The sequence below is a fragment of the Natronomonas pharaonis DSM 2160 genome (genome assembly GCF_000026045.1).
Taxonomy (GTDB): Archaea; Halobacteriota; Halobacteria; order Halobacteriales; family Haloarculaceae; genus Natronomonas; species Natronomonas pharaonis.
The window spans coordinates 314021-336315 of the sequence record NC_007426.1; the positions used below are offsets into that span (position 1 = coordinate 314021).

The 22295-nt window shown below is 64.8% G+C and carries 22 protein-coding genes and 1 tRNA gene; 9 read left to right on the plus strand and 14 right to left on the minus strand.

The window, feature by feature from the left end; genetic code table 11:
* Nucleotides 1-185 precede the first annotated feature (185 nt).
* The 3 genes from NP_RS01565 to NP_RS01575 all read left to right on the plus strand — a co-directional run bounded on the left by NP_RS01565 (nucleotide 186) and on the right by NP_RS01575 (nucleotide 1227).
* Nucleotides 186-581, plus strand: coding sequence for a prefoldin subunit beta (locus NP_RS01565; RefSeq protein WP_011322033.1), 396 nt, complete (start codon nucleotides 186-188; stop codon nucleotides 579-581).
* Nucleotides 582-587: 6 nt separating this feature from the next.
* Nucleotides 588-839, plus strand: a complete 252-nt coding sequence (locus NP_RS01570) for a DUF3194 domain-containing protein (protein ID WP_011322034.1) — start codon at nucleotides 588-590, stop codon at nucleotides 837-839.
* 118 nt (nucleotides 840-957) lie between these two features.
* Nucleotides 958-1227: a hypothetical protein gene (locus NP_RS01575; RefSeq protein ID WP_011322035.1), complete on the plus strand. Its 270-nt coding sequence runs from the start codon at nucleotides 958-960 to the stop codon at nucleotides 1225-1227.
* A gap of 32 nt (nucleotides 1228-1259) precedes the next feature.
* Here the strand turns inward: NP_RS01575 and NP_RS01580 are convergent, their stop codons facing one another.
* From NP_RS01580 to NP_RS01595, 4 genes are all read right to left on the minus strand, one after another.
* Complete coding sequence (locus NP_RS01580) at nucleotides 1260-3107, minus strand: DUF2070 family protein (protein WP_011322036.1); 1848 nt, start codon at nucleotides 3105-3107, stop codon at nucleotides 1260-1262.
* Between the two features lie 30 nt (nucleotides 3108-3137).
* Nucleotides 3138-3692 (minus strand): GMP synthase subunit A, encoded by a 555-nt coding sequence (locus tag NP_RS01585; RefSeq protein ID WP_011322037.1) that lies wholly within the window; start codon nucleotides 3690-3692, stop codon nucleotides 3138-3140.
* An 88-nt stretch (nucleotides 3693-3780) separates the two neighbouring features.
* Nucleotides 3781-5577 carry a hybrid sensor histidine kinase/response regulator gene (locus NP_RS01590; protein WP_011322038.1) on the minus strand — a complete coding sequence of 599 codons (1797 nt, stop codon included), beginning with the start codon at nucleotides 5575-5577 and terminating at the stop codon, nucleotides 3781-3783.
* 100 nt (nucleotides 5578-5677) lie between these two features.
* Nucleotides 5678-7213: a (R)-citramalate synthase gene (locus NP_RS01595; RefSeq protein ID WP_011322039.1), complete on the minus strand. Its 1536-nt coding sequence runs from the start codon at nucleotides 7211-7213 to the stop codon at nucleotides 5678-5680.
* Between the two features lie 254 nt (nucleotides 7214-7467).
* On the opposite strand from NP_RS01595, the gene NP_RS01600 reads away from it, so the two are divergent.
* Complete coding sequence (locus tag NP_RS01600; RefSeq protein ID WP_011322040.1) at nucleotides 7468-10611, plus strand: PAS domain-containing protein; 3144 nt, start codon at nucleotides 7468-7470, stop codon at nucleotides 10609-10611.
* On the opposite strand, the gene NP_RS01605 is transcribed toward NP_RS01600, so the two are convergent.
* Nucleotides 10601-10957 (minus strand): DUF192 domain-containing protein, encoded by a 357-nt coding sequence (locus tag NP_RS01605; RefSeq protein ID WP_049939430.1) that lies wholly within the window; start codon nucleotides 10955-10957, stop codon nucleotides 10601-10603. The genes NP_RS01600 and NP_RS01605 overlap by 11 nt on opposite strands.
* Nucleotides 10958-11063: 106 nt before the next feature.
* Here NP_RS01605 and NP_RS01610 point away from each other — a divergent pair, with 106 nt between their 5' ends.
* On the plus strand, nucleotides 11064-11588 hold the full coding sequence (locus tag NP_RS01610; protein ID WP_011322042.1) for a DUF7097 family protein: 525 nt from the start codon (nucleotides 11064-11066) through the stop codon (nucleotides 11586-11588).
* Nucleotides 11589-11753: 165 nt separating this feature from the next.
* Complete coding sequence (locus tag NP_RS14550; protein WP_158303751.1) at nucleotides 11754-11921, plus strand: DUF7556 family protein; 168 nt, start codon at nucleotides 11754-11756, stop codon at nucleotides 11919-11921.
* Here the strand turns inward: NP_RS14550 and NP_RS01615 are convergent, their stop codons facing one another.
* Nucleotides 11922-12365: a bifunctional nuclease family protein gene (locus tag NP_RS01615; RefSeq protein WP_011322044.1), complete on the minus strand. Its 444-nt coding sequence runs from the start codon at nucleotides 12363-12365 to the stop codon at nucleotides 11922-11924. It lies immediately after the preceding gene.
* 60 nt (nucleotides 12366-12425) lie between these two features.
* Here NP_RS01615 and NP_RS01620 point away from each other — a divergent pair, with 60 nt between their 5' ends.
* Complete coding sequence (locus NP_RS01620) at nucleotides 12426-12722, plus strand: hypothetical protein (protein ID WP_049939432.1); 297 nt, start codon at nucleotides 12426-12428, stop codon at nucleotides 12720-12722.
* A 45-nt stretch (nucleotides 12723-12767) separates the two neighbouring features.
* Nucleotides 12768-12986, plus strand: a complete 219-nt coding sequence (locus NP_RS01625) for a hypothetical protein (protein ID WP_011322046.1) — start codon at nucleotides 12768-12770, stop codon at nucleotides 12984-12986.
* Here NP_RS01625 and NP_RS01630 read toward each other — a convergent pair.
* From NP_RS01630 to NP_RS01640, 3 genes are all read right to left on the minus strand, one after another.
* A complete protein-coding gene (locus tag NP_RS01630; protein WP_011322047.1) occupies nucleotides 12983-13444 on the minus strand; it encodes a pyridoxamine 5'-phosphate oxidase family protein in 462 nt (153 codons plus the stop codon). The genes NP_RS01625 and NP_RS01630 overlap by 4 nt on opposite strands.
* Nucleotides 13445-13491: 47 nt before the next feature.
* Nucleotides 13492-13576: transfer RNA gene (locus tag NP_RS01635), tRNA-Ser, on the minus strand.
* Between the two features lie 90 nt (nucleotides 13577-13666).
* On the minus strand, nucleotides 13667-14542 hold the full coding sequence (locus tag NP_RS01640) for a bacteriorhodopsin (RefSeq protein WP_011322048.1): 876 nt from the start codon (nucleotides 14540-14542) through the stop codon (nucleotides 13667-13669).
* 393 nt (nucleotides 14543-14935) lie between these two features.
* On the opposite strand from NP_RS01640, the gene NP_RS01645 reads away from it, so the two are divergent.
* Nucleotides 14936-17311 carry an APC family permease gene (locus NP_RS01645; protein WP_011322050.1) on the plus strand — a complete coding sequence of 792 codons (2376 nt, stop codon included), beginning with the start codon at nucleotides 14936-14938 and terminating at the stop codon, nucleotides 17309-17311.
* Here the strand turns inward: NP_RS01645 and NP_RS01650 are convergent.
* From NP_RS01650 to NP_RS01670, 5 genes are all read right to left on the minus strand, one after another.
* Complete coding sequence (locus NP_RS01650) at nucleotides 17308-17733, minus strand: SRPBCC family protein (RefSeq protein ID WP_011322051.1); 426 nt, start codon at nucleotides 17731-17733, stop codon at nucleotides 17308-17310. The genes NP_RS01645 and NP_RS01650 overlap by 4 nt on opposite strands.
* A 29-nt stretch (nucleotides 17734-17762) precedes the next feature.
* Nucleotides 17763-18815 carry a Brp/Blh family beta-carotene 15,15'-dioxygenase gene (locus tag NP_RS01655; RefSeq protein ID WP_011322052.1) on the minus strand — a complete coding sequence of 351 codons (1053 nt, stop codon included), beginning with the start codon at nucleotides 18813-18815 and terminating at the stop codon, nucleotides 17763-17765.
* Complete coding sequence (locus tag NP_RS01660) at nucleotides 18808-19647, minus strand: lycopene cyclase domain-containing protein (RefSeq protein ID WP_011322053.1); 840 nt, start codon at nucleotides 19645-19647, stop codon at nucleotides 18808-18810. Before NP_RS01660 ends, NP_RS01655 begins: the two co-directional genes overlap by 8 nt.
* A 116-nt stretch (nucleotides 19648-19763) precedes the next feature.
* Entirely contained in the window at nucleotides 19764-21809 is a 2046-nt protein-coding gene (locus NP_RS01665) for a bacterio-opsin activator domain-containing protein (protein ID WP_011322054.1), read from the minus strand.
* Complete coding sequence (locus NP_RS01670; protein ID WP_011322055.1) at nucleotides 21806-22237, minus strand: universal stress protein; 432 nt, start codon at nucleotides 22235-22237, stop codon at nucleotides 21806-21808. The genes NP_RS01665 and NP_RS01670 overlap by 4 nt, the downstream gene beginning before the upstream one ends.
* Nucleotides 22238-22295: the final 58 nt, after the last annotated feature.

Here is a 22295-nt window from a genome sequence, read left to right on the forward strand (position 1 = left end):
CGTTAAATGGGAATCGGTACCGCGCGCGGGAACGGCAAGACGGACACACCGGTATCAACAGACGGACACACCGGTATCGACAGGCGGACGTACCGTCGTCGACAGCACGAACGGCCGACGAGGACCAAACCCGCGGTCGCGGCGAAAGTGCGGGGTTTTTCCGTCCCGAAACCGAGGATGGAGGTATGCAGGGTAACCTTCCGCCTGAAGCCCAAGAGAAAATCGAGGAGCTTCAGGACCTTCAGGAGACCGCACAGCAGGTCGCACAGCAGAAACAGCAGGCCGAAACCCAACTGCGGGAGTCCGAGACGGCACTGGAGACCCTCGACGACATCGAGGGTGACACCCAGATGTATCAGGAAGTCGGCGAGCTGCTCATCGAGACCGACTACGACGAGGCCTACGAGAACCTCGAAGAGAAGGTCGACAGCCTCGAAGTCCGCGTCGAGACGCTCACAAAGCAAGAAGAGCGTGTCCAAGACCAGTTCGAGGGTCTCCAGGAAGAGCTCCAGGAGATGCTGCAGGGCGGCGCAGGCGGCGGCCCGATGGGTCCCGGCGGCCCCGGCGCAGGCGGCGCGTAATCGGCCGTGACTGCCGACGACAGCGACGAACCGACGGCCGACGAGATAGTCGAAGTCGCCTCGGACGCCGCCGAGGGGCTCATCCTCTCGCGGTACAAGCAGTCCGAAGTGACTGACATGGACGTGACGGTGCGATTCGAGGACGGCACCCTCGATGTCGATATCTACCTGAACGCGCCCGACGACCCCGACCCCGGGGCGGTCGCACAGGAAGCCGTCGAAGCGGCCGAGTCGGCCGTCGACGAACTCTTCGAGTAACGGCCGCTTGTCGGCCGGCTACTGCCTCTCTGTAGCAACGCGACAGCCTCGGCGCTTCTGGCTGTATCTCCCCTGAAGATAATTTATCCTACACATATATTTGCAATAATGTATATGTATGAGCTACGCGAAGCAGGACACAGCACCGCCGACTACGAGATACGCGAAGTCGACGACAGCGGTGGTCGTCGGCTGGTTGGCCGCCTACGCCGCCTACCGCCTCGCACCGACGTGGTCGCGGCTCGATATCGACGAACTCGTTCCCGCGTTTTTGACGTTCGGCCTCGTCATCGGCTTCGGATTCGCGCTTGGCGTCTACGGGCTTTTCCGCGGCATCGAGACGGCAGTCGCCGCCGGTCGCGTCCGGACGGCTGACGATGTCGATTGACCGACGACGACTTCGCCAGTGTCGACTGCGAGTCACCCGGCAAGAAGAACGACGAGCAGGCTCACGGTGAGCACAGCACCAACGACCACCAAGAGCAGTACGCCGCCGAGCTGGACCATCGCGTTCGCCGTCGACGCGAGCGTCTCGGTTCGGTCGGTCCCGAAGACGGTCGTCTCGGCCTCGGCGCTTCCGACCCCTGCGACGACCGGTTCGAGGTCGGCCGTGGCGTCGGCTTCGAGCGACTGCACGAGCGCGACCAGTTCGTCGCCGTCGAGGGCGTCGCCCACCCGGTTTGTCGCTTCGACGGTGTTGACGACGTGGGTGTCGGTCGTCGCGACTTCGACGGTGTCGGCCGCAAGCGCGTCCTGTATTCGCTCGCGGAGTCCGGGAACCATGTTGTTTCCGTCGACCAGCACGTAGGCGGTCCGGTCGCCGTCGGTATCGAAGACGGCCACGCGGACCCCCAGCGGGCCGATGCCGTCGGTCGGCTTCCAGTCGGTCTCGCTGGCAGCGACACCGACCGAGAGCGGCCCACTGTCGGCCGCCGATAGCGCTGCGCCGAGTTCCCCGGCAGCACTCTGGATGTCGCCCGCCCGCCGGGAGCCGGGGGTAACCTGCCCCGGGCCGTCCCCGACCTGCCCGTTGCAGTTGTGTGCGTCGGCAACAAGCGCCGTCTCGAACCCTGCCGCCCGGAGTTCACCGGTCGCCGCCAGCCCGACCCCGAAGGCGATATCGTCGGCCGGCTCGGGGGCGTGCGTAATGACGGCGAACGCCCCGTCGCCGACGGCCTGTCCCACGAGCGTCGAGTCGCCCACAGTAGTCCGTCGGGCTCCCGTCGCCGCTTCGTGTTCGCCGGCGGCTTCGACTGCGTCATCGACAGCGTCGACAACCGGCTCAACCGCCCGCTCCGTGACGAGGTTGAAATCGTGGCCGGCAGTGCCGTGCAGCGGAAACGAAAGCCCCGACGCGCGCTCGTCGAGACGAGCGGGGAGATTCCCACCGCCGATGTCGCCCATCGGTCCCGGGTGGACCATCGGCGCGACGAACCGTGCCTTCTCTGTGCCATCCGGTTGCCGGACGACCAGCGCCGACACCGGGACGACAGCGGTCTCGCCGAGTTCCTCGAAGAACGACTCTAGCTCCGTCGAGCCGTCGGCGATGTGGCCGATGAACCCCCGCACGAAATCCAGCACGGAGACGCCGAGGCTCCGCCGCCACGGCCGGTCGATAGCGATGAGAAACCCATAGACAGCAACCGCATAGACGGCACAAAGCGCGAGCAAAAGCGCGAAATCGACGGGGCGGACCGCATCGAGAACGGGTGCGGCGAAGGTCCCGACAAACGGGATGTCGGCGGCGGGGGCAAAGCCCAGATGCCGCGCGGCGTCGCTGTGGAGGAACACCAGCACGGCCGCGGCGACCGGCTGGATACTCGCCGGGATTGCGGCGACCGGCAGCGACTGCCGAGAGACCGCGAGGACGACAAACAGCCGAACGGCGAACATCGACGCCAGCGAGACGACGAGCGCGCCGACGATTGCGCCCGCGCCGAGACCGGTGACGGCGACAGCAGCGGCGGCAACGACGATGGCGACGACGACGAGCAGTTCACAGAGAAAGGCGAGCAACGCCGAGCGGTTGTACGTGAGCCGCCCACCGAGCGGGCGGTCGACCCACGGCGTGAGAAACGCGGCGATGACCGTCGGAACGCCGACATAGACCATCCCGAGATAGGCGTCGTCGAGGACAAAGCCCGAATCGAAGGCGGCGACACCGGCGACAGCCGCCACCAGAAGCGTCAGAAAGAGGCTTGCCGACCAGTCCGGGGCGCGAAAGACGAACCGGGAGAGGGCGGCCAAGTCACGCTGGCTGTTGCTCATCGGCGGGCGGCTGACGGGCTGGTACAGCCGTCAATCGCCGGCACAGATGTCCCGGAAGTTCTCGAAGACCTCCTCGCCGGCTTCGGTGTGGGCGACTTCAGGGTGCCACTGGACACCGTAGCGGTTCCGGTCGGTGTCGCTCATGGCTTCGATGTTACAGACCTCGCTGGTGGCGGTCCGCTCGAAGCCGTCGGGGAGTTCCTTGACCTCGTCGGCGTGGCTGGCCCACACGCGGGTTTCAGGGGCCAGCGAGCCGATGAGCGGGTCGGATTCGTCTTCGATGGAGACTGTCACGTCCGCGTAGCCGCCGTAGTCGCCAGCACCGACGCGGCCGCCGAGTTCGGCCGCCATCAGCTGCATCCCGAGGCAGATGCCCAGTACGGGTATGTCGAGGTCGAGGTATGCCGGCGAGTGGCCGATACGGTCCATGTCGGGACCACCGGAGAGGACGATGCCGTCGGCGTCGATTTCCTCCGGCGGCGTGTCGTTGTCGATGAGTTCGGTGTCGACTCCGAGGTCACGAAGCGCGCGATGTTCCAGATGCGTAAACTGCCCGTGGTTGTCCACCACGACGATTCGGGTCATTTGGTGTCTGTACCGTCCCGACGATTAAAAAGCGTCTGAAACGGCCACGCGTGCGGTTCCGGGGCCGTCGCTGGCAACTGCCGGCGTCTCAGGTTCGTATCTCGAAGCGTGCGCCGCCGTCGTCGCTCTCGGTGAGCCGAAGCTCCCAGCCGTGGGCATCGATAATCTCGCGGACGATAGTCAGCCCGAAGCCGGTCCCCTCGTCGCTCGTCGAGTAGCCGGTCTCGAAAACCTGCTCGCGGTCCTCACGGTCGATGCCGGGACCGTCGTCTTCGATATAGAACCCGTCGTCGTTGAGGTCGCCAACGGTGACAGCCACACCGTCGCCACCGTGTTCGACGGCGTTGTGAAAGAGATTCTCGACGAGTTGGCGGAGCCGCGATTCGTCGGCGACGATATCCGTGTCTGACTCGATTTCGATGGTCGCACCGTTCGTCTCAACGGTCTCGCGGGCGGCTTTCGCGACCGTCTGCAGCGACAGCTGTTCGGTCTCTGTCGCTGGCTCTCCCTGTCGCGCCAGACTGAGTAGGTCGTCGATGAGCCGCTCCATGCGGTCGTGGGCGTTCTCGATATCATCGATGTGGTCGCTGTCGCAATCCTCGGCGAGTAGCTCCAGCCGCCCCGCAGCAACCCGCAACGGATTCCGGAGGTCGTGGCTCACGACGCTGGCGAACTCTTCGAGCCGCTCGTTTTTCCGTTCGAGCCGTTGCTGGCGTGTCTTGTGGTCAGTGATGTCGGCCGCGACGGCACAGACAGCCTGCGGCGTGCCGTCATCGCCGGCAATCGGCACTTTGTGCGTCAAAAAGACTCGAGGACCATCCTCGGTCGGCACCTGTTCTTCGAGTTGAACCGGTTCGTCTGTCTCCAGAACCTGCCGGTCGTCGCCCCGAAGTTCGGTCGCCACTTCGGCCGGGAAGATATCGTAATCTGTCAGCCCGACAACCGACTCAGCATCGACATCGAACGTCTCTCTGAAATACTGATTCATCAGCAGATATCGGCCATCCGCGTCCTTCAAGAAGAGTGCGACCGGAACGTTCTCGATAACAGACTGGAGCCGGTTGTTTTCGCCCGCAAGGCGGACTTCACGGCGCTTTTGACTCGTGATGTCCCGGACCGTGCCGTGAATTCTGACGACACCGCTTTCGCCCCATTGTGGCTCACCGCGGGCGCGTAGCCAGACGGTCCCGCCGTCGTCGGACTCTCCGGTGAGCCGCAGCTCGATATCGTACGGTCGCCCCTCGTCGATGGCCGACCGCATGACGTCCCGGAGCTTCGCCCGGTCGTCGGGATGGTACAGCTCGATAGCATCGGACAGCGTCGGGTCGTATTCGGGAGAGACACCGTGTAGGACCGCTGTCTGGTCTGTCCAGTACAACACGTCACGCCGAACGTCGTACTCCCATGCGCCAATGCCGGCTATCTCCTGTGTCTTCTGCAGCAGGTCGTCACGGCGGCGGGTGTGGCCTTCGCGTTGTGGCTCATGCTCGTCGTCAGGCTGGTACTCTCGTGCCGCCTTGAGCACGCGGTTTGCCAGCAGCTCGTAGCGGTCTGCACTCTCACGTTTCGGAATGTATTCTGTGACCCCGGCCGCGACGGCACGGCTCGCGATGTCCTCGCTTCCCTCTCCGGTAAACAGCACGAACGGCAGGTCCGGATAGCGGTTTCGGACAGCGCGGAGAAGTTCGATGCCGTCCCATCCGCCCATCGCATAATCCGCGATGACGCAGTCGAACGTCGATTCGGCGAGTCGGTCGAGAGCGACGGCGGGGTCGGTTGTCGTCTCGGCCTCGATAGCAGCGTGTTCCCGTTCGAGAAACTCGGCCGTAAGCGGCGCGAACCCGGGCTCGTCGTCGACGTGCAGCACGCGAACCGGGTCGGTCATTTACCAGATGTAACATTGACCGACCAATAATTCCGCTGGCCGTTTCTAGAGGCGATTCGAGCGGTGAGCCGCTCCGATGCGTTGTGAAAGACGACAACAGTTAGTCGTCGGCCAAGACCGGTTCGCTCTCGTCGGCGAGTAGCCGGTCGAGGGCGTCGACCATCGCCCGAACGGACGCCGTCGTGATGTCGGAGTCGGAGGCCGCAACGGTGACCGTCCGGTCGTTGCGGGACATCTCGACTTCGACGGTGACGACGGCGTCGGTGCCGCCGGTGATGGCGTCGACGTGGTAGGACTCAAGCTGTGCGTCGGCGGCGGAGCCAAGCGCCGACCGAACGGCGGCGATGGCGGCGTCGACGGGGCCGCTGCCGGTTCCGGATGCGACGCGTTCGGTGCCGTCGACTTCCAGTCGTACCGACGCAGTCGGTGTTCCACTGCCGGAGGCAGCGGTCAGGTCGACGAGTTCGACCCGGCGGTCGTGCTCGCGGCCCTGTACTTCCTCGGCAATGGTGAGAAGGTCGGCGTCGGTGACGCGCTTGCCGCGGTCGCCGAGCCGCTTGACGCGGTCGACGACTTCGCTGAGTTCATCGTCGGTAACTTCGATGTCGTGTTCGGCCAGCGCCGCTTCGACGCCCGCGCGACCGGCGTGCTTGCCGAGGACGAGCCGGCGCTCTCGGCCGACCTTCTCCGGCGGGTACGGCTCGTACATCGCATCGTCTTTGAGTGTTCCATCGGTGTGAATGCCAGATTCGTGGGTGAACGCGTTTTCACCGACGACGGCCTTGTTCGGGGCCAGCGGGACGCCGGTCTTGGTCGAAACCAGCTGGCCGAGGTCGTACAGCCGCTCGGTCTCCAGCGTTTCGACGCCGTAGCCGTGGTCCAACGCGATAGCGACCTCCTCGATGGCGACGTTGCCGGCCCGTTCGCCGATGCCGTTGATGGTGCCGTGGACGAGGTCGGCACCGGCGGCGACGCCGACGAGGGCGTTTGTGACCGCCAATCCGAGGTCATCGTGGGTGTGCGTCGAGGTCGGCCCGAGCTCCGAGAGCCGTGCGTAGATATCGAGCATCCGGTCCGGCGTAGCGTGGCCGACGGTATCGGGCGCACAGATGCGGTCCGCGCCGGCATCGATAGCCGCGCCCATCAGCTCCTCGAGGAAGTCGAGGTCAGCGCGGGAGCCATCCTCGCCGAGTACTTCGACCCACAGGCCGTGGTCCGTGGCGTACTCGACGAGTTCCACCGTCTTCTCGACGACGGCGTCGTGGGTCGTATCGACCTTCTGTTCGACGTGGCGGTCGCTGGCTGGTACCACGAGATTGACACCGTCGACACCGCAGTCGACCGCGAGGTCGATGTCGTTTTTGACACCGCGGGCGAAGCTCGTTACCCGTGCGTCAAGCCCGAGGTCGGCCACGCGGGCAATCGTCTCCCGTTCGCCGGGGCCCGTACAGGCGCTGCCGGCCTCGATGACGGAGACGTTCGCCGCGTCGAGCTCACGGGCAATGTCGGCCTTCTCCTCCGGTGTCAGAGAAATACCGGGTGCCTGCTCGCCGTCACGGAGCGTCGTATCTAGGAACTGTACGTCTTGGTCTTCGAGGGGAGCAGTCGCTGGGTGGTCCCCGAATAGTGTCGTCACGGTAGAAACTCCTGTATTAGACGAGCGGTCGAATTTCTCGACCAGCCGCCTTGCGGCGACTTACTCTATCCTCTGCCGTGTTGGGGTTCGGCATGGCTGTACATTGGTAATTGGTGTCCCCCTTGATTAACTTGCTGGTTGCGTGCCTGCTGAGGGTGTGCGCCAACTCGCGGTCTCCAAAGTAGGTGGTGATTGGGACGCGTGTGCGGGTTTTTTACAGCCGGAGCGTGGTACTGAAACACAACGCAGGAGCGATGGATGGAACTGGCCCGCCGACCGAGATAGCGTGTCTCTACGTCGACGACGACGCCGCACTCGCCGAACTGACACAGGAGTTCTTGGAGCGAGAACGAGAGACGATTACTGTCGAAACGGTATCGAGTGCGTCCGAGGCGCTCGATAGGATAGACGACACCGAGTACGATGTCGTCGTCTCCGACTATCAGATGCCCGAAATGGACGGGCTGGAGTTTCTCGAAACATTGCGGGAGGACCGTGGCAACGACGTCCCGTTTATCATTTTTACCGGACAGGGACGTGAGGAAGTCGCCATGGAGGCGCTGAACCTCGGTGCCGACCGCTATCTCCAGAAGGGTGGCGACCCGACAGCCCAGTACGGCGTTCTCGCACGGGCAATCGAACAGGCCGTTGCCCACCGACAGGCCAGCGAGCGCCTCGAAGAGCAGAACCGCCGACTCGACATCACGCTCGAATCGATAGGCGATGCGGTCATCGCAACTGACGCCGACGGTCGCGTTGAGCGGCTCAACGACGTTGCGGAATCGCTGACCGGCTGGGACCGCGCGGATGCCGCCGGTCGGCCCCTGGAGGAAGTCTTCGATATTATCTCCGAGGAGACCCGACAGCCCGCCGAAAATCCCGTCGAGCAGGTCCTCGACAGCGGTGAGTCTGTCGACCTAGCTAACGGCACGGTGCTCATCTCGAAGACGGGCGAGGAACGCTATATCGCCGACAGCGCTGCGCCGATAACCGACAACGGCGACGAGATACGCGGCGTCGTTCTCGTCTTTCGCGACGTAACAGACGAGTATGAGGCCCAACGGCGAAAAGAGCGACAGCGGGAGACGGTTGTCGACCTTTCGACGGCCCCATCGGTCGTCGACGGGGAGTTCGAGGCCGCCTGTCGACAAATCACCGAACGGGCGGCTGCCGTCCTCGGTGTTGAGCGGGCGAGCGTCTGGTTGCTGGACGGCGACGAACTCGTCTGCCGGGACTGTTATCGTCGGCCTGACGATGCGCATACGAGCGGTCGGCGGCTGGACGCTGATTGCCACGGGGCGTACGTCGAGGCCATCGAGGCGAGACGGTCGCTGGCAATCGAGGATGTCGACGCCGACGAACGGCTATCGAGTCTTCGTGACCAGTATCTACAGCCGAACGGCGTCGAATCGCTGCTCGATGGGACTATCCGCTCCCGCGGAGAGGTCGTCGGCATCGTCAGCTGTGAGTCGACCACAGAGCAGCGCGACTGGCGTGACGACGAGGTGCGGTTCGTCGCCGAACTCGCAGACCGGGTGCGGCAGGCGCTGTTGAACGATGCGGAAAGCGGAGACGAACTGACGCGGAAAGACGAGCGGCTCCGCCACCTCTTCGAGCAGTCCCCGCTGGCGGTCATCGAGTGGACACGCGATTTCTGTGTCGACCGCTGGAACAGCCGCGCCGAGGAGCTTTTCGGCTACACGACCGCCGAAGCGGTCGGCCGGCACGCCTCGTTCATTATTCCGGGCGGCATCGAGCCGGAGGTGCAGGCCCACTGGGAGACGCTACTCGACGAAGGTGAAAACCGTTCCCGAGTCAACGAAAACAGCAGGAAAGACGGTGGGACGGTCGTCTGCGAGTGGCACAACCGCCCGATAACGGATGACGGCGAAGTCGTTGGTGTGCTCTCGTTGGTCCGGGACGTGACCGAAGAGCGCGAACAGAGCCGGCAGTTCCGGGCGCTGGTCGAGAACACGAACGAGGCTGTCTTCATCAAAGACACTGAGGGCCGCTATGAGTTCATCAACGAGGCGGGGGCGGACTACTTCGACGCCGACCCCTCGGATATCGTCGGCACGCACGACGGCGACCTCTTCGACCTCGACGACGACCGGCGGCTCTTGGAGGCCGACCGTGAGGTATTGTCGAGCGAAGAGCCGGTTGCGGAAGAACAGACCTATCGTATCGACGGCGAGGAATACGTCTTCCTCAGTGAGCGGCGGCCGCATTACGACGAGTACGGTAACCTTCGGGGACTGGTCGGCATCAGCCGCGATGTCACAGACAGAAAGCGGACCGAAACGGTCCTTGCGGCTGTCCATGCCGTAGCCACCGACACCGACCGCCCGTTCGACGAACGCGCAACCGAGCTTATCGACACACTCCGGGAGGCGCTTGGACTTTCCGGCGGTCGACTTATACGCGTCCAAGAAAACGAGCCGTGCAACGAGGCTGTGGTCGCGGCCGGAACGGCTGCTACGGTGGTCCATGCTGACGTGCCGTTCGAGGAGACACTCTGTGGCCGCGTCGTCGCTGACGAGGAGCCGCTGGCGACTGATGACCTCGCCGGAGCGGGGGGCAAAGCGGAGACGGCCGGCTGCCATCTCGGCACGCCGGTTTACGCCGACGGCTCGCTGTGGGGCGTCCTCTGCTTGACCGCCCCGGAGCCGCGGCCGACGCCGTTTTCAAGCACCGAACGGCGGCTCGTCGAACTCGTCGCGGAGTGGCTCGGCCAGGAACTGAGCGAACGGGAAAAGCGCCGGGAGCTCCGACGGCGGAACGAGGCGCTCGAAGACATCATCGATGTCCTCTCACACGACATCCAGTCGCCGCTGTCTGCCGCCCGCGGCCGCCTCGACCTCGCGGGTGACAGCGAGCACGTCGACCGCGCCGCGAGGTTGCTCGAAGACATCGACGTGCTCGTCGAGGACGCGCTAACGCTTGCCCAGCAAGGCTGGGAGATATCGGCGACGGAACCGCAGAACCTCGCCGCCGTCACCCGGCGCGTCTGGCAGCGACTCGACGCGGACGAGGCGACGCTTGTCGTTGCCGACGACGAACCGCTGGAGGTGGCCGCTGATGAGAGTGCGCTCGAACTCCTGCTGCAGAACCTGCTGGGAAACGCCACCGAGCACGGCGGCGAGGGCGTGACCGTTACCGTCGGCTGTGTGAACGACTGCGATACCTTCTACGTTGAAGACGATGGCCCCGGTATCGACCGTGCGGACCGCGAGCAGGTCTTCGAACACGGCTATACGACCGCCGGCGACGGCACGGGGCTCGGGCTGACGATTGTACAGCGAATCGCTGACGCCCATGGCTGGTCTGTGACGGTGACAGAAAGCGATGCGGGCGGCGCACGCTTCGAAATCAGCGGTTGTGACTCGCTCAGCCTGTGAGTCCGTCGATGCGGACGCGGTCACCGACCGAAACCGCATCGGCCGCCCCCGCCGGCAGCTCGATGACCGTGTCTGCGACGGCACGGCCGTAGCCGGTCCAGCCCCCGAGCCGCTCGACAGCCCGCACGTCGCCGGCTTCGAGCCAGATGGCGTCGATGTCGAATGGCACAAAGACCATATGTAGCGTTCGTGGGGCCGCCTCATCGAACGGAAACACGAGCGCGTAATCGTCGGGTATCGACCGCCGAAACATCAGGCCGAGGCCCTGACTGACGAGACTGTCAGCGACATCGACCTTAGTCGCCAGCGGCCGCCCCCCGCCGTCGGTTTCGTGAACAACGCGCACGGTCCCGTGTGGGCTGCCGGCCGGTAAAAACCTCCCGGCGTTGTCTGCCAATACACTCCAGCATCGCTCCGGAACGCTGACGTATTGCGGCCGTATCAGTGTCGACATGGAGGAGACGCCGCAGGGGACACCGGTCGGCGTTGAGGACCCCTACGCCGTCGTCGAGCGGTGTGATTTTCTGACCGACGACGGCCGTTGCCGTGCTGCCGTCGACGGTGATGCGGCCGCGGCGGCGTTCGTCGGCGGCGAGCGCGATGACGGGCGGTGTCCGGCCGCCGACCCGGAGGGTGGTCACTCGTGGAGCGACTGCCCGTCCTTTCGGGCCAGACAGCGGTCCCGAACCTGCCGACGCTGTGGGCTGGCCGAGCGGCGGCTCGCTCACGACGACGAGCGGCCGCTGCTGGAGGAACATCATCTCCGATACCCCGACGACAAACGCCGCGAACACAGCCACGAAATAACGGTCTATCTCTGCCGGTGGTGTCACTCGAAGGTCCATGCCGGGAGCCGTATTGACGACGACGCCGACCCGGACCCCGAAGCGCTCGCCGAAGCGGCGCGCAGGCGCAAGCGAGAGCAGACTGAACTGGGATTCGAGTCGGCCGCGGACCGCTACGGGGAGGACGGCTGACCGCACGCTGTACACCATCTGCCGGTGAACGCGTGGATTGTTATATCGGATTGAAGATTCAATATAGACAGTAATACCGATATTAGCAGCAATTTGTCGATGGAAGACCGTGGGGTAGACAACGGATTCGTAACGCTATTAACCCTCCTGCCGGTCGGTTCTGGTATGCGGGACATCCACGATGTCGCGGCGGTGGGCCGGACCGAGAGCATCCAGGAGTCCTACGACTACTGCGAGGGGGAGTCGGCCTTCATCATTGCCGATACCGCGACCGACGACGCATGGGTGGCGATTTCGCGCGGCGACGAGGCTGCCGTCGAGGAGTGGCGGTAGCTATCGGACCTCAAACGTATCCTGTGGCTGTCCGGCCTCGTCGAGGACCTCATCGCCGATAAGAATCGGACAGTCGACCCGGAGGGCGACGGCGATAGCATCGCTTGGCCGGGCGTCGAAGGTCACCGTCGTACGCTCGCCGTCCGAATACCGTTCGCCGTCGATTTTCGCGAGGAATGTACTGTCCGCGAGGTCGTCGATGCGGACGCGGTCGATTGCGCCGCCGAACTCGGTGAGCATCTCGATGAACAGGTCGTGTGTGAGCGGCCGCTGGAACGGTTCGTCATCGAGTGCGTGCGATATCGATTTCGCTTGGTCTTCGCTGATGAAGATGGGAAGCGCCTCGTCTCTGGCATGTAGGACGACGACCGGTGGCCCCTCCTCGCTGTCGTCGTCTTCGTCGACGCTGACGCCGAGCCCGTGAACGGTCGCTTTGTGTGCCATCACCAAGCAGTGTGTCGACCGCGACCAAAGGTTTTCGCATCGTGGCCCCCCACGACCGGTATGGAAGACGGCTACGTCGTCGTTATCAAGCCGTCGGCACGGCGGGTGAGCCGAGCGGTCGGCGAGTGGGTCGCCGAGTCCGGCCGCTCCCGCGAGTTCGATTCGAAGGCGCTGGCGCGCCGGTGGGCGAAGGCGGCCGCTCCGCAAGGGAAGACGCTGTGGGTGCAGGATGCCCATCCGCTTGACCCGTCGCCGGCTGACGGATATCTGTTGGCCCGTCGTAGTCGGCTTCGGGGCAACGAACCGGAACGCCCCGGCGAACAGGCCCCGTTGTCGACGGCGGCCGAGGACGCCTGACTGGCGAACCGGCGGCCTTTTTTGCCTCTCACTCCAATCCGGTGCATGACCGAGGCTGCCGATGCCGCCGACGAGAGTCCGAGCCGGGCGAAGACGGCGACGGTGGTTATACTGCCGTTTCTGCTTCTCGGGCTCGGCAACGTCGTCCTAATCCTGCAGTGGGGGCTCAATCTCGTCTGGGGGCTGTTGCTGGTGCCGCCGGTGCTTTTTGTCAGCGCGCTCGGCTGGCTCGCGGTCCGTGGCGGCATCGGCGAGGAGCACTAGCCGACCGGGGCTGGCGCATACGACTGGTCGCGGGCGACCACCGTTTCTGGCTCTACCCGGACCAAAAGCGCCGTCTCTGTCGGGTCGGCGATGTAGTCCGCAAAGCGGCGGTCCCAGCCGCTCCGGTCGGCACCGAGATACCGCGCCAGCAGCCGCTCGGCCCGGTCTCGGTTGAAGGCTTCGACGGAGCCGCGGCCGCGGATGCCGACGTGCTGGACGAGCCCGCGCTCGGCGTCGAAGTCGACGACGCCGAGCGCGCAGGCAGGCTCCTGCTCGATGCGCGCTGGGAACGTATCAGTCGCGCTGTCGCCGAGCACCCAGGCAGTGTCGTCCTCCCAGAGATACCAGACAGGAGACTCACGGGGACCGTCGGGGTGGTGGGTAGCGAGGTGGCCGAACAGCGGCCGCGAAAGAAAGGCGTCGATGCTCGCACCGAGCGTGTTCTCGACGACATCCATACGGAAACGGCGACGGCAGCGCGCAAAAAGACGACGAAAGCAGCGAGCGCCGAGGGTGAGATTTGAACTCACGAGTCCTCTCGGACAGTTGCTCTCGAAGCAACCGCCTTGGCCGGGCTAGGCTACCTCGGCTCACGAGTACGTCGGTGGCTGTCGACTTTATGGGTTTCGGTCCGTGTCGGCACGCGACCGGCAAGAAAGGAAAACGGCGGAGCGGACGGGTCAGTCGTCAGCGGGAGCGCCCGACGCGGACGGCACGTCGAGTATCGAGCCGGAGACGACGCCCTCGTTCGACGTGAGGTAGTTGAGCAGCAGGAACGCGAAGATGTACTTCGCGACGATGTCGAGTGCGCTGTAGGCCCACGAGGTGTAGCCGACCGGAAGGACAGCAACGCCTTCGACACCCAGCGCCCACACGATGGGGTAGCCGAGCCACATGACGACAGTCAGCAGCTTCAGCGTGCTGAAGATATCCGCAGTACCGGCAGCCTTGGCGTCCTGTGCCCACTCAACGAGCAGGATGTAGAGGACGACGATGAAACACGCACAGCTGATAGCGTACCAGAACCACCGCATCAGGTGCGAAGAGGTCGTCAGCGCGGCTGCGAGGCCGGTGACACACATCGCGATGTCGAAGGTGATGGCGGTAAAGAGCTTCGTGGCGTTAGAGCCAGCGAGCAGCCCAAGCGCCAGCAGTATCATCGGTGTCGACAGGGCCCACGTCAGATAGCGGCCCCACATCGTCACGACGCCGTCTACCTCTTCGCCGCCGAGCATCACCGAGGACCCCTCGGCGAAGTGGCCGGCTGGCATCTCAAGGACGCTGATGGTGAGCCCCGATGCAAGGCCGGTGTAACTCGCGATAGAGACCACCGGCACCAAAATCGTCGAAACGGCGATGAGCTTCGCCCGTGGGTCGTCGAGTCCGCGCGTCATGAACACGAAAAGCAGTATCGACAGCCCTGCCAGTGCGATATTAATATACAGCGAACTGGCGAGGAGGGGGTCGTTGAGAACGAACTCGAACAGCTCCCTCTGGGTCACCTCCGCCTGTAGCGCAACAGCCGATTCCGTTACCGGTGGCAATGTCTCAGTCATGGCTCCATCATATACTACGTAGAGGAATGAAATCAAACGGATACCCGACTAGTTCGGCATTGCCGGCCAACCGGGCGCAGTATGGCGGGTCGAACCCCTCAGCCAGCCCGAAAAGCGGCATACGGTCCGCAGCAAAGTGACATGCTCCTCAATATTCCGATACGTAAAGAAATAAAATATGTATATAACGCTTTTCACCCGGAAGGTGTGTACGAGTACCAAACTTGTTTGGTCGTACGGTTATGCTTGTGACGGCCTAACGCAAAACCGTGAAGAATATCCTGCGGCTGCCATCCTCCGACGCGTTGAGCCGTCGATGCGGTCAACCGCAGCCGTTGACATCGGCGCGGTACGGCCGGACAAACAGCCCCGTACCGACGTCTACCGTCTGATATGCCGACGGATTTGAAACGTGACCTCGGACTGCCGGAGACGACCGCCATCGCTATCGGCGCGATGGTCGGCAGCGGCATCTTCATCCTCCCCGGCATCGCATATCTCGAAGCCGGCGGCCCGTCCGTCGTCGCCGCGTTTCTGGTTGCCGCCGTTCTCATCGTTCCGGCGGCGCTTTCGGCCTCGGAGATGGCGACGGCGATGCCCGAAGACGGCGGCTCGTACGTCTACGTCGAGCGCGGGATGGGGCCGCTCTTGGGCACTATCGCCGGCCTCGGAAACTGGTTCATGCTGTCGTTCAAGGGCGCACTCGCGCTCGTTGGCGGGGTGCCGTATCTCGTCTATGTCGCTCCCGCGATAGCCGACGCAACGGTCCCGATTGTTGGCGACCCGGTAATCGCACTCGCGCTGGCGATTGCGACCGGGTTCATCGTGCTGAATCTCGTCAGCACGTCGAGTACCGGACGGCTGCAGTTCTTCATCGTCGGCGTGATGGTCGTGGTGATGGGTGCGTTCGTTCTTCTCGGCGGTCGCCACGTCGACCCGGCACAGACGGACGGACTGACGGCAGTCGGTGAAGGGAACTTCCTCGCGGCGACAGCGCTCGTCTTCATCTCGTATGCTGGCGTTATCAAGATAGCCGCCGTCGCCGAGGAAGTCAAAGACCCCGGCCGAGTCATCCCGCAGGCGATGCTCGGGTCGCTGCTTGTTACTACCCTTCTCTATGTGCTGGTGGTCTACGTCGCTATCGGTATCGTCGATGTCGATGCCGCCATCGGACAGGGACTGCTCGCAGCCGACGGGGAAGGCGCTATCATGGCCATCGCCGCCGACCAGGCAATCGGGACCGTCGGCGTCATCGCCGTCACCGTGGCTGCGCTTTTGGCGTTGGCCTCGACGGCGAACGCCGGCCTGCTTTCGGCCTCGCGGTTTCCCTTCGCGATGGCTCGCGATGACCTCGCCCCCTCGGCGTTTGCGACGGTTAGCGAACGGTTCGGGACACCGGTGTTGGCCGTTGCGACGACCGGCGCGGTGATGCTGGTTATGATTGCGTATCTCCCAATCGACCAGGTGGCGAAGCTGGGCAGTGCCTTCCAGATTCTCGTCTTCATACTCGTCAATCTCGCCTTAGTCGGGTTTCGCGAAGGCGCTCTCGAAGAGTACAACCCGGAGTTCGTCTCCCCGTTGTACCCGTGGATGCAGCTTTTCGGCATGGCCAGCGGCTTCGTCGTGCTCACACAGATCGGATTGTTTCCCTTCGCCGCCGCGGTGGCTGTGACTGGCGTTTCGGTCGTCTACTACTACGCCTATGCCCGGCACCGAGTCGACCGTGAGGGGGCCGCCCGGACCGGCGTCCGAAAGGAGGTCGGCGACCGCGCCATCGAGCGGACCGAGGAACTCTTCGCCGACGACCGAACATACGACGCGCTCGTGGCTATCACCGACGAAACAAGCGAGCCCGGTGCGCGTGATATGCTCCGGGTCGCGGCCGACCTCTCCCGGCTCGGCTCGACGCACGTTTCGGCGGTCCGGTTCAGCGAAACCCCACAGCACGTTTTCGGCGGTCACGCCCCCGATGTCGCACAAGCCGACGACCCTGACTGGCTCCCCTTCGATGAGCGCCCCGAATGGCTCGCCGCGGCGACTCGGGCCGGCGGCGGCCCCGAACAGAGCAGTATCACGGCCGGGAGCCTCCCACAGACTGACACGGCTACCGAAGCAACGCTCGAAGCGGCGGCCGGCACGGCGGTCGACTACCGTGAGGTGACCGCTGAGAATGTCAGGCAGGCAGTCGTCGATTTCGCCACGTTCGAGGGCTACGACCTGCTGCTCTTGGAACGACGCCGCGAGGATTTCCACCGGCGGCTGTTCGGCGTCGGCGACACCGAGTGGTTCCTCAGAAACGCACCCTGTGGGGTGTTGCTCGTCGAGGACCGTGGCTTCGACGGCGCAGATGAAATTGCCGTCGTCGCTTCCCGTGGGGCGTACGACCCGCTGAAGCTGCTCGTCGCCGACGCCATCGCTGAGGAAACCGGCGCGCGGATAACGCTGCTGCAGGCCGTACCCGAAGCCGCCCCCGAACAGCGGCGGGAGGCAATCGAGGATTACCACGCCGCGCTCATCTCGATACTGACAGTGCCAGCCCAGTCCCGAGTTATCGAGGCCGACGACCGGGTTGCGGGGCTGGCACGGTTCGCCGAGCCGGCTGACCTGCTCGTGACGGGGACGGAGGCCCGCGGCTTTGGTGGGGAGCTACTCGGCCGACCGGACGACCGGTTGGTCGATAGCGTCGACTGTACGGCCGTGATGGTTCAGCCGGAAAGCGAGCGACGGGTCGGGTTCCTCAAGCGGGCGGTGCTCGACAGGCTGTTTTAAACCTGTTTGCGGAGCGAATCGAGCGTCGCCTCGACCTCGCGCTGGTTGAAGCGCCGCACGAGCGGCGAACAGAGCGCTTCAACGACGGCTGGCAACCCGAGGTCGTACTCCGCGCTGTAGGTGACGCGCGTGCCGTCCTCGGCCGGCTCGAAGGTCCATTCGATAGTGCCTTCGATGTCACCGCGCATCTCGAATCGGATGCGTTCGGGCGGTTCGTGGACGACGCCACGAACCTCGCCGGTGAATCGGCTCCCGAAGAGCCGGTAGGTGTAGCTCGCGCGCTTGCCGCCGTTGTCCAGCGTCCCCAGCGTCTCGACGCGTGTCAGCCGCGGCGAGATGCGTGCTTGGTTCTCCGGCACGTCCATAAACTCGAAAACGGCCGGGCGCGGGCGGTCGACGATGGTGGTCGCTTCCGCCTTCATATGGTATCGTTCGTCACGGAGCGACATAACTATGCTCCGGGTCGCCAGAGCCGCTGTTCGTGGTCCATCCACGCCACGACGACCACGTGCGGGAGCGTGAGCACGGCTATCAACACGAGGTAGGTCCCGACAAGCGAAAGCGGCGAGTCGACGCTGCCGGGCACGGCTAGATACAACAGCCCGAGCAACACGAGCGACGCCGCTGACAGCGGGGCTGCATCCCGAGCAAAGCGCGCAAGCGCCGCGCCGTATCGGCGACCATCGAGCGCCGGTGCTGCCCGGTTATCGACAGCGAGCAACCGGACGATGTGGCGAAGCGAGTGCCAGAAACAAAAGTAGAGGCCGATGGCGAAAATCGGCGGCACCGCCGCAAAGAACAGAATCAGAAGCCCTGTTTCGCCGGCATCAAGCAGCCACGGCCCCCAGCCGGTCTCGCTGGCAGCGACAGCTCCAATACCGAGGGTGACCGCCACCAACCCCCCGACGGTGACCGCGACTGCGAGCCGTGCGGTCGGCGTGAACGCGGCCGCCGCCGTCGCCGCTGCATCGGCGTCGAAGAGCCCGACGAGGGTTGTCACGACGAGCTCGTACTGGTCGGGAAAGGCGACAAACGGGACGAGCATCGGCAATGCGCCGCGGATGGCGGCTGTCAGTCCGCGTTCGAGCCGCCCATCGAGGTGGTCGGCGTCAGCGAGCGCAACAAGCGGATAGATTTCTCCTTGGCCCCAGTGAACCCACGTCATAAAAATGAACGCGGCGACGGCACCGACGGGCGCGAGAAACCAGACTGCCGCATAGAGCCCGCCGACAACGGCATAGAGGACACCGATGGCCGCAAGCCATCGAACCGTGACCCGCTCGTTTCGGGTCCGCGGGAGCGCCAAATGGTCGACAGCGCCGTGTGGGAGCCCGAGCAGGACCACGCTAGCGGCGAGCGGGATGAGTTGGTAGGTAAGGGGTAGTGAGGCTCCCACGAGGAACGCACCCGTCGTCGCCGCGATGACAGCCCAGCCCGGGAGGAACGCCAGCCGGAACAGTGTCGCACTGGCCGTCCCGGAGGGCCGGAGCGACGCGTTACTCACACTCGGCGGCGACATCGCGGTCGTCGGTCCCCGAGAGTGCCGGGTCGTTGGGCATCAGCTCAGCAAGCGCTGGCGGTAGTGCCGCCCGGACATCGGCTGCGACCGTCGGCCACTGGTCGACGAGCCAGAGATACAACACGAGCCCCTGGACGACGAAGACGTTCGTCACGAGGAAGAAGACAGCTTCCTCAAGCGGCAGTCCGAACGGGGCGATACCGGTGGTATACGTCTCGGAGATAATCCAGAGCCCGTGGGAGATGGCATACCAGTCGGCGACCCACAGATAGAGCGTCGGGACGCTGATACCCACGACGACGGCCTTCCACGCCCGTACGAGATGGGTCCAGCCGAACCCCCATTGGATGGCGAGTATCGGGCCGGCCCAGGCGAGTATCGCACCGAGATACAGCATCGACGGGCCGGCCGCCAGCATGGCGATACCGACGGCAGAGACCGCGACTCCGGCCGCGACACCGGCGAGCCGAGCCCGCGCTGACAGTCGAAGGTCGCCGTGCGTTGGGATGTCGAGATTAAAAAGCCACAGCGCCGTCAGTATCGGCTGTAGGACAAAGAACAGATACTCGCCGATGGGGGCGGCCCAGATATGTGCGAACGTGACGCCGTCGCCGTACCCCCAGACGCCGACCTCGATGAGCAGGTTGTCCCACGGGGTCGTGTAGACGACCGCCAAGGCGAGAATAATGCCCAGCCCGATGGCAGGCGTTCGTCCCCACTGGGTGTCCGGCCGAAGATACGTGACGACGGCGAGGACAGCTATCGGCGGAAGGATAGCCAGCACGTGGAATCCGAGATACGTCTCCGGTGGTATCATCGGCTCAGGGTGTGCTCAGGCGCCGTCGGTTGCGGTGTCGGCCGTGGTGTCCGGACCCGCTGTAGAACGTGCATGGTTGGTATTTCTCGCCGAGCACCTAAAGCGGTCGCACCAAACTAGTTGGGGCCACGGTCTTGGTCACCGACATCGTCCAGCTCTGTCAGCAGCGCACCGACGAGCTTCGACTCCGCCGCCCGCAGGTGCTGGTGAAGCGTCGAGCGCGAGATATCCATCGATTCAGCGATATCGTCCCCGGAAACAGGGCGTGGCCACTCGAAGTAGTCGCTGAGGTACGCCCGGCGGAGCGTCTCAAGCTGTCTGTCGGTGAGCGACTCACGGAGCGACCCGATGAGGCCATCGCCGTGGGCGTCCGTCTGGGTGTGTCGCTGTGACCGCAGCGAAAGCCCGCTACATCGCTCCTGCAGTGACTCGACGAGCGGGTTGGGCGCGGCATCGGGGGGTAGCTCCACGCGGAGTTCGAGCCGGTCGCTGTTGGCCGTGTACGCCTGCACAGCCCCGTTGTGGTCGAGTACCAGTCGAACCAACGAGTCGTCACAGAGCAGTGCCTCGACGAGACAGCCGTCGTCGTGGCTGGCGATTTCGCGAACCTGCTCGACGCCGTCGACGCTGTCGGCCGCTGCCGAGAGCGCTTCCGCATCGCTGTCGCCGATCAGCGCCGAGACGACGAGTTCACCGTCGTTGGCGATTATTCCCCGGTAGGTGATGTCGGCTTCCGCCTCGGCAGCCAGTTCGGCCAATCCCGGCCCGGGTGGCTCGCCGGCGAACGCAAGCTCAAGCCGCTCGTCGGTCGTCAGAAGCCGGTGGTTCTGGAGCGCGTTGAGTCCCGTAGCGGCGACGCGGCCGAGCGCCTCCAAAACTGCCTGCTCGTGTTCGTCGACGGTCTGTGACTCCGCGGCATAAACGACCAACACACCGTAGTTCGCTTCGCGGTACTGGAGCGGGACCGCTGCTACGGCCCCGTTTGGACCCACGAACCGCCGATGTACTGATGTCGACTCCAGCGACGTCGCTTCGGCGACGGCGACGCCCCCGGAGTCGAGCGCCGTCGCCGCCGGCCCCTCTTGAGCGAGGTCAACGGCGACCGCATCGGCCGCGCCACATCCGGCTCGGCAGTCGGCGACAAGCCGGCCGCTTGTCGCTTCCTTGGACCCAATCCATGCGGCGTCGTAGTCGCCGGTATCGACGACGGCCTGGCACACTCGCTGCCGCAGTGCCGTGGCGTCGGTGCTCTCGACTGTCGCCTCCGTGACTCGACGGACGAGTCCGTCGATGCGGGCGAGCAAGCGCTGTCGCTTTCGTCTGTCGGCCCGAAGCTGCTCGGCCTGCCGTTGGGCCCGAAGTTCGACCTCTTTGCGCTCTGTAATATCTGTTTGGAACCCCACGAGATGGGTGACGCGTCCGTCGTCGTCCCGTATCGGTGCGATGTTGAGCTGATTCCAGAACGGCTCGCCGTCCTTCCGGTAGTTGAGCAACTCGACCGAGACCGGCCGACGGTCGTCGACGGCTTGCCGGATAGTAGCGACCGCCTCGGGGTTGGTGTCTTCGCCCTGCAGGAACCGACAGTTCCGCCCCAGCACCTCGTGTCTCTCGTAGCCGGTCAGTCGCTCGAACGCCTCATTGATGTAGACGAGCGGCTCGTCTTCTTCGTGTGGGTCGGCGACGACGACGCCGACCGGCGCTTCATCGAGCGTTCGCTTCGAGAGCTGCAGGTCAGCGGCCATCGGGTCGTCGGTATCCATCGTCGCCGCGACGTGGTTCCGTCGCGCCTCCTCGACGACCCGTTCTGCGAGCCGTTCCGTGTCGTCACCGGTTCGAGGGATGTACGCCGCCGCACCAGCGTCGATGGCGGCGCTGGCGACTGCCTCGTCGCCGGCCGCCGTGTAGACGATGCCCGGCGGCCGGTCAGTCCGCTCACCGAGTTGTTCGAGCAGTTCGATTGCGTCACCGTCGGGCAGGTCGTGGTCGGTGACAACACAATCAATGCCGCCCTCCGCAACGCGTGACAGTGCTGCCGCCATCCCGCTAACGGCCGTCGGCTCGACGAGCGGTTCGGGAAGCGCCGCCCGCACGTCCCCAGCGGCTGGCGCGTCCCCGACGAGCAGCACGTCGAACGAGAGCGTTACGTCGCTTTCGCGGGTCATTCGTCTGCGACGACGACGACCGGAGCCGTCCCGGACGACTCGAGCAACTGCTCTGCGGTACTGCCGAGAACGAGCCGCTTGAATCCCGAGCGGCCGGTCGCGCCGACGACGACAAGGTCGGCTCCGACGCGCTCGGCAACCTCCAGAACCTGCTCCGGCGGCACCCCCTCCTCGACGGTTGTCTCACAGGAGACGTCCTCGGCCGCGGCGACCGCTGCCGCCGCCTCGACGGCCTCGACGGCGTCGGCACGGAGGTTTTCCTTGACCTCCTCGGGGTCGATAATCGCGTTGTCGTATGCCGTTCGGGTTTCGACGACGGAGACCACGTGGAGGCTTGCACCGGTCGCCGCGGCCACCTCGACGGCGTGGTCGAGCGCGGCTCGTGAGTCCTCGCTGCCGTCGGTCGCGAGGAGGATAGTGCTATACATGTACTCGCCGTACGCACGGCGGGAAAATAAAGGCGGGCGTCGGTTCAGCCGTCCCGCC

Bases quoted from the DNA above. Each gene is read 5' to 3' on its own strand.
- NP_RS01670 (WP_011322055.1), bottom strand. From the start codon at position 22,237: ATGTATAGCACTATCCTCCTCGCGACCGACGGCAGCGAGGACTCACGA.
- NP_RS01625 (WP_011322046.1), top strand. From the start codon at position 12,768: ATGACCGAGGCTGCCGATGCCGCCGACGAGAGTCCGAGCCGGGCGAAG.
- NP_RS01565 (WP_011322033.1), top strand. From the start codon at position 186: ATGCAGGGTAACCTTCCGCCTGAAGCCCAAGAGAAAATCGAGGAGCTT.
- NP_RS01650 (WP_011322051.1), bottom strand. From the start codon at position 17,733: ATGAAGGCGGAAGCGACCACCATCGTCGACCGCCCGCGCCCGGCCGTT.
- NP_RS01620 (WP_049939432.1), top strand. From the start codon at position 12,426: ATGGAAGACGGCTACGTCGTCGTTATCAAGCCGTCGGCACGGCGGGTG.
- NP_RS01590 (WP_011322038.1), bottom strand. From the start codon at position 5,577: ATGACCGACCCGGTTCGCGTGCTGCACGTCGACGACGAGCCCGGGTTC.
- NP_RS01585 (WP_011322037.1), bottom strand. From the start codon at position 3,692: ATGACCCGAATCGTCGTGGTGGACAACCACGGGCAGTTTACGCATCTG.
- NP_RS01610 (WP_011322042.1), top strand. From the start codon at position 11,064: ATGGAGGAGACGCCGCAGGGGACACCGGTCGGCGTTGAGGACCCCTAC.
- NP_RS01660 (WP_011322053.1), bottom strand. From the start codon at position 19,647: ATGATACCACCGGAGACGTATCTCGGATTCCACGTGCTGGCTATCCTT.
- NP_RS01645 (WP_011322050.1), top strand. From the start codon at position 14,936: ATGCCGACGGATTTGAAACGTGACCTCGGACTGCCGGAGACGACCGCC.
- NP_RS01665 (WP_011322054.1), bottom strand. From the start codon at position 21,809: ATGACCCGCGAAAGCGACGTAACGCTCTCGTTCGACGTGCTGCTCGTC.
- NP_RS01615 (WP_011322044.1), bottom strand. From the start codon at position 12,365: ATGGCACACAAAGCGACCGTTCACGGGCTCGGCGTCAGCGTCGACGAA.
- NP_RS01630 (WP_011322047.1), bottom strand. From the start codon at position 13,444: ATGGATGTCGTCGAGAACACGCTCGGTGCGAGCATCGACGCCTTTCTT.
- NP_RS01640 (WP_011322048.1), bottom strand. From the start codon at position 14,542: ATGACTGAGACATTGCCACCGGTAACGGAATCGGCTGTTGCGCTACAG.
- NP_RS01575 (WP_011322035.1), top strand. From the start codon at position 958: ATGAGCTACGCGAAGCAGGACACAGCACCGCCGACTACGAGATACGCG.
- NP_RS01580 (WP_011322036.1), bottom strand. From the start codon at position 3,107: ATGAGCAACAGCCAGCGTGACTTGGCCGCCCTCTCCCGGTTCGTCTTT.
- NP_RS01600 (WP_011322040.1), top strand. From the start codon at position 7,468: ATGGATGGAACTGGCCCGCCGACCGAGATAGCGTGTCTCTACGTCGAC.
- NP_RS14550 (WP_158303751.1), top strand. From the start codon at position 11,754: ATGCGGGACATCCACGATGTCGCGGCGGTGGGCCGGACCGAGAGCATC.